The organism is Bacillus sp. JJ1127 (assembly GCF_036965845.1).
Taxonomy (GTDB): domain Bacteria; phylum Bacillota; class Bacilli; order Bacillales; family Bacillaceae_G; genus Bacillus_A.
In genome coordinates this window covers 1-6,120 of sequence record NZ_JBALQK010000047.1, presented here as the reverse complement: position 1 = coordinate 6,120, position 6,120 = coordinate 1, and the positions used below count along the sequence as shown (strand labels likewise).

General features: G+C 34.3%; 7 protein-coding genes. 3 read left to right on the top strand and 4 right to left on the bottom strand.

What is annotated here, in order from left to right:
• Nucleotides 1–77 precede the first annotated feature (77 nt).
• Nucleotides 78–839, bottom strand: coding sequence for an HAD-IIB family hydrolase (locus V7183_RS05885; protein WP_335358970.1), 762 nt, complete (start codon nt 837–839; stop codon nt 78–80).
• Between the two features lie 84 nt (nt 840–923).
• Here V7183_RS05885 and V7183_RS05880 point away from each other — a divergent pair, with 84 nt between their 5' ends.
• Both V7183_RS05880 and V7183_RS05875 read left to right on the top strand, forming a co-directional pair.
• Nucleotides 924–1,586: a Crp/Fnr family transcriptional regulator gene (locus V7183_RS05880; RefSeq protein WP_097898574.1), complete on the top strand. Its 663-nt coding sequence runs from the start codon at nt 924–926 to the stop codon at nt 1,584–1,586.
• 433 nt (nt 1,587–2,019) lie between these two features.
• Nucleotides 2,020–2,292, top strand: coding sequence for an HU family DNA-binding protein (locus V7183_RS05875; protein ID WP_097898573.1), 273 nt, complete (start codon nt 2,020–2,022; stop codon nt 2,290–2,292).
• A 99-nt stretch (nt 2,293–2,391) separates the two neighbouring features.
• Here V7183_RS05875 and V7183_RS05870 read toward each other — a convergent pair whose 3' ends face one another.
• On the bottom strand, nt 2,392–2,823 hold the full coding sequence (locus tag V7183_RS05870; RefSeq protein WP_335358969.1) for a hypothetical protein: 432 nt from the start codon (nt 2,821–2,823) through the stop codon (nt 2,392–2,394).
• Between the two features lie 159 nt (nt 2,824–2,982).
• On the opposite strand from V7183_RS05870, the gene V7183_RS05865 reads away from it, so the two are divergent.
• Complete coding sequence (locus V7183_RS05865; RefSeq protein WP_335358968.1) at nt 2,983–3,960, top strand: hypothetical protein; 978 nt, start codon at nt 2,983–2,985, stop codon at nt 3,958–3,960.
• 103 nt (nt 3,961–4,063) lie between these two features.
• Here the strand turns inward: V7183_RS05865 and V7183_RS05860 are convergent, their stop codons facing one another.
• Entirely contained in the window at nt 4,064–4,180 is a 117-nt protein-coding gene (locus V7183_RS05860) for a hypothetical protein (protein ID WP_335358967.1), read from the bottom strand.
• 422 nt (nt 4,181–4,602) lie between these two features.
• On the bottom strand, nt 4,603–5,994 hold the full coding sequence (locus tag V7183_RS05855) for an FAD-binding oxidoreductase (protein ID WP_097898570.1): 1,392 nt from the start codon (nt 5,992–5,994) through the stop codon (nt 4,603–4,605).
• Nucleotides 5,995–6,120: the final 126 nt, after the last annotated feature.

Below are 6,120 nucleotides of genomic sequence, written 5' to 3'. Positions count from 1 at the left end.
AAATAATGAATTTTTCGATAGTCAATTAAGTTTATCTAACTGTATCTACAAGAGTTCAAACCTTATTGAAAGCCTTATTAATATTTAACAAGCTTAGATGTATCTCCTTCACCCATACGATACTTTCCCATTAATGCTCGAATTTTTCCTGCTACATCTGCTCGTTCAATGTTTTCTTTCGCATAACGTTTCACGTTATTATTCCCGACACATACGCTATGTACCGCATGTTCAAACAAGCATTTGTCGTTACTATCGTTCCCAAAAGCAATAAACTGTTGAATGTTCAACATATGTAGTCCTCTGACTTTATTAATACCTAGAGGGCTAATGTCGATGGCATGCTCAGTTTTATAGTGTGTAACTGTAACTGGAAATGCTTCAAGCACTTCTAACACTTCCTCATTTGGTTGGAATAAAACTAATTTGCAGACTGGCAGTAATTGTTCCAACGGTCTGTTCGTTGAATTGGTTTTATCAATATTTCGATAAATAGGATGTGCAATATCACCTGTAAAGGCGTAATCCCACTGACCATCTGCTAAATATTTTAATTGATGTTGATGAATAACTGCAATGAGTTTGTCTAAAAGTTGTTGTTCAAAATGTGTCACTTGAATTTGCCCATGGTCATAAGTAAATGTACCGTTTCCTCCAACCAATAGACCTTCATGAAAGCTTTTTGGTATGACAGGTACTAAATCACGAATCGGCCTAGCTGAGGCAAAAATCACTTGATGCCCTTCTAACTTTAATTCTTGAAGTGCCTCAATAATTTCTGTATCAATACTCTTGCCATCAAAACAAAGTGTCCCATCTAAATCGAATACAAAGTTCATTTGAATCCCTACCCCTTTATTAATTAACTATAACTATATTAAAATAAATGAGACCAATAAAGGACAGATGTCTCGGAGGAAAAAATGAGTCAAAATCTATTTCAATCTATTTATCACTATACTTTTACAAAAGATCTAATATCGCTCCTTTCTGTAAGCACTTTTCAACCTAATGAATTTATTTTAAAAGCAGGGGACAAGATAGATAGCATCTATTTTTTACTTTCAGGAAGGTATATGGTTTCTAACTTAGAAGTGACTGGAAAAGAGTTACTATTACGCTATTGTCAACCACCAGCGATTATGGGCGATATCGAAACCTTTGCAGATTGCTTAGTTGAATCAAACTGTATTGCAGTAGAGACATGCGAAGTATTATTTGTCCCTTTAGAAGTGTACGAAGCACATTTAAAATTTGATAGTAAATTTAATCAACTATTATTGAAAGAGCTAGCCTATAAGCTACGAACTTGCACCATTTCATCAAGAGTAAATGCACTCTCACCAGTCAGTGTACGTTTAGCTGCTTATATATGCACGGTTGAATCTCCATCACATTTCAATCAATATATAAAAACAAATTCTTTAGATGATGTTGCCTCATTGATTGGTACTACAAAAAGACATCTAAATCGAATACTAAAGGACTGGACAGAGAAAGGGATTATCAAACGAGAAGAGAATGAAATTCAAATTTTAAATTGGGACAAGATTAAAGAAATCTCAGAAAATGTACGCTTTGAATAGTTTCAAACCGTGAAAAATTTTATAAACATTCTAGTGCTTACATTCAAACCAATCAGTTGCAAATTTAAACATAAAAAATATCCCTTTGGATGATCAAATCTAAAGGGATAACATCGTGACTTTTTTACAAATATCGCGACTTTATTTTAAACGTCGCATCTTTTTTATAAGCATCGTAACTTTATTTCAAATTAACACATACCCATCAACCTAAGATTTTGAAGTATCCCCAAAACGAAAATTTCATCTTTTCATAGTTGACCATAGGAATTTAGTTCATTTTTTTCGTTTTGGGGAAGACTGTATTTCTTAGCTTGATAGCAATGGGACGGGCACCTATATAGAATTAAATAGGTTGAATTGAGATGATTGCAAATATTTATCAGATACATTATAATTGCGATTTCATAGAGTAAATTAAGAGATGGATATAATGAGTAAAACAGAGCTAACAAAAATCGTGGCAGAAAAAGCAGAACTATCACAAAAAGATGCAGCTGCAACAACACAAGCTGTATTAGATTCCATTACAAATGCACTTGTAAACGAAGAGAAAGTACAAATCATTGGATTTAGTACATTTGAAGTCCGTGAAAGATCTGCACGTATGGGACGTAATCCACAAACTGGTGAAGAAATGCAAATCGCTGCCTCAAAGGTACCTGCTTTCAAAGCCGGAAAAGAGTTAAAAGAAGCAGTAAAATAATAAATACATAACAAAAAGGATCTGCTTTTAGGCAGATCCTTTTTATTAAACTATCATTCAAGTAAAAGGAAGTTAAATTAAATCATCTTATTGTTCATATTATTCCATAGTCCGAGCAGCTGCATCGAATGATCCTTTTCCACCATTTCTGTGAATAACAGTGAGCTTATAAGTACCTTTCGAAAGAGTATAATACGTATTTGTAAAGCCTTTACCTGCCGCTAGTGATCCCTTGTCAACAAGATCTCCTTTTGAGTCTTTTAAATACCAGTCAAGCGTACCTGTAGTTTTGTTTGTGACGTGAACTCTCATATCTGCCGTTTTAGCATGTTTGAAAGTCACTTTCCTTTCTCCGTTAACCAGAGTATAGGTCTTATTAGATATTACAGCGCTTTTAATTACTCGTGTTTCTTTACTTTGTAGGGAATCTTGTGATGTAAGGTTTGAATTTTCACTACTTGCAAATGATGTACTTGCTCCAATACCTGTTAAAGCTAAAGCAACCACCGGAATAACTAACAATTTTTTCATAATAAATATCCCCCTTAATATTTTTTGACCCCCCTCTTACCTTACAACATATCCCAATTATTTACTTAATATATGCATATTTGCATATATTTTACAGTTTTTGGTATGGTAGTATATCTAGTGAATCATGACAAATACATATCTTATAGGAGTGGAAAAATGATTAAAATGAAAAAAATAACCGCATCATTACTTGCAAGCGCTTTACTCATACTTCCTACATGTGCAAGTGCAGCTAACGTGTACGGTGTAGCGAGCAATAAATGGGAAGTTAGCGGTACCATTCAGAACGCAGTTTTGACGGATGAAGGGCATATTTTAGCTGAAAATTCCTCGGACTTTGCTCTTCTTAGCACTGCTAATGGCGAAACATTGTCAAAAGGAAAAAATAAGCCTAGTTTCCCTACAAAAGGAATGGTAAAAATGGCTGATGGTAACATTTTTATTGCGGGATCACAAGGAAAATGGAAAGTTGTAGACTCATATGGAGATGAAATTTCACAAGGAAAGCTATCGGATACACGTAATACGAGATTTGTTAAGCAACTATCGAATGAAAATATTTTGTTAGTACATGATAGCGGATATTATACAATTCTTAATTCGTCTCAAGAATTGTTGAGAACAGGAAAGTGGCCGAACTCTTGGCATATTAACGATACAGTTGAGTTAGCTAATGGAAACCTTTTAATGGTAGGGGATCAAGGAAAATATCAAGTTATGTCACAAAAAGATGGAAAGGTAGTTGACTCAGGAGATTGGGGCTCTACGAAGCATCATATCTATTCTATTGACAAACTTTCTGATAATAGAATGCTAGCCGTAGGGGCGGGTTCAAAATTCATTCTCTTTGATAAAGCAGGAAAAAAGATTGATAACGCGGAACTGTTTGACCAAGAAAGTAAGAATTATAAGTGGGACAAAGTAGTAGGTCTTGGAAATCAGCATGCGTTAGTGATTAGTTCAACTGGTGTAATTCTTTTGGTTCACGTTGATGACAAGAATCATATTTCAATTAAAGCAAAAACAAAAATAAGCAACTACTCTTCTAACGGACCTGTATTTAAAGTTGCAAACAATCAAGTATTCGTTACGCTTGCTTCCGGTAGATTTATTATTTATCAAGCAGATTTATAAAAATATGAACCTATGACGCAGAAATGAATAGAATCCACAACAAACAAGCAAAAGGCACTCTCATGTCATACATCATATAAAAGTGCCTTTTGCTATTGATTTATTATCTTGTTAAATATTGTTGTAAAGCTTTAAGGAGAGTCTTTGCACCTTCAGAACTTAATGTGATATTTCCATTGGCTAGCGAAAAATTATGCTCTGAAATTTTTCCCGTAATCATACATGCAAAGTTAGGTTGATATCCTAGGCGTTATGTATGATTGTACGTTGTCACAGAGTTTCAAAGTCGCATAATATTTTTCAAAACACCTATTTGATAGGTTTATTTGCTATGCACATTTTTAGTGTAGTCGTAGAAATTTCAAAAAATACACTCACATATACCCTCTTGGTACCCTTAGCTTGATGGTGATGTGAAGTGCCCCCAAAATTAAAATTTTATATCTCTACAGTTATTTATGAAAATTCAACCCATTTTTTTGTTTTTCGGAACACTAATTTCTTAACTTGATGGCCATGCAATGGAGAAATAAATTAACAACAAAAAACGGTTATGCCGATATGTAGCATAACCGTTTTTTATTTACATAAACATACCAGAGATCAAACTAATTATAGTCGCAATAGCTAATTTAAATAGCATCATTTCTTATTTTTGATTTTTAAAATTTTATTTGGATTAAGGATATTCTGCGGATCAAGAGCTTGTTTTATTTTTTCCATTACAAGCAGTGCCGCTCCATGCTCTTTTTCTTGATATTTTTGTTTACCAATCCCTACCCCATGTTCACCTGTACATGTTCCATCACGCTCAAGGGCATACATAACAATCTTTTCATTTATTTCTTCCGCATTCTTTATTTCTTCTTTATCATTTGGATTAACCATTAAAAGAACATGAAAATTCCCATCACCTACATGTCCAAGAATACCGCCAATTGCCCCGGTAGAATCTACTGTTTCTCTTGCATACTGTATCGCATTTGCTAACTCTGAAATTGGGAGACACACATCCATACTCATAAGCTTTTTACCAGGACAACTATGGACATACGCATAGGCTAAATTGTGTCTTGCCTCCCATAATTTATTTCTAGCTGCTGTTTCTGTTTCAAATGCAATTTCCTTACATTTATGATCCTGAACAATTTCTGTAGTAAAGTCAATGTCTTGTTTTAACCCTGCTTTATTTCCATGAAACTCTAAAAATAATGTTGGTTCTTCCCTATAGTCTGTTTCACTATAACGATTAACTTGCTTCATAGACAGTTCATCAACAAGTTCAATTCTCGCAATTGGAATACCAGCTTGTAAAATATGAATCACAGCCTCCACTGCATCATTTACTGATGGAAATGATGCTCTTGCTGCCATAGTATGCTCCGGTATACCATATGCTTTCAGCGTTAATTCCGTAAAGCAACCAAGGGTTCCTTCTGATCCAACAAAAATACCATTTAAATGATAACCTGATGATGATTTCGCAGCTAAATTACCTGTATGTATAATCGTTCCGTCAGCAAGAACTACCTCTAAATCACGAACTTGATCTCGCATCACGCCATACTTTACAGATGTTGTTCCACTTGCGTTTGTAGCAGCCATTCCTCCTAATGTCGCATCTGCACCTGGATCTACACTAAAAAACAAACCATATTTTTTTAATTCTTTATTAAGCTGTGAACGGGTTACTCCAGGTTGCACTTTAACAAGAAAATCCTTTTCTCTTACCTCAAGTATTTTGTTCATAAGTGAGAAGTCTATTGTAATCCCCTTTTCATATGGAATTACATGCCCTTCTAAACTCGAACCAACCCCAAACGGCACAACAGACTTTTGATGTTGGCTTGCTAGTTTCATTATTTTACTCACTTCTTCTGTCGTCTTTGGAAATACAACCACATCTGGTAAACTACTAGCATGATAGGACTCATCTTTACTATGTAATTCTCTTACTGTCATATTTACTACTACTCGTTCTTCAGGAAGTACATCTTTCAACTCATTGACTAAACGTTCAATTGTTATTTCCATCCCCATTCTCTCCTTTTCTAAAAATCTCAATTTTAAAGCAGATTGCCATTTTTATACATAATAATCCGAAAAATAAAACAATTCAAGTTTTAAATATATGTATAGAGGCTATATAAATCCATTTTC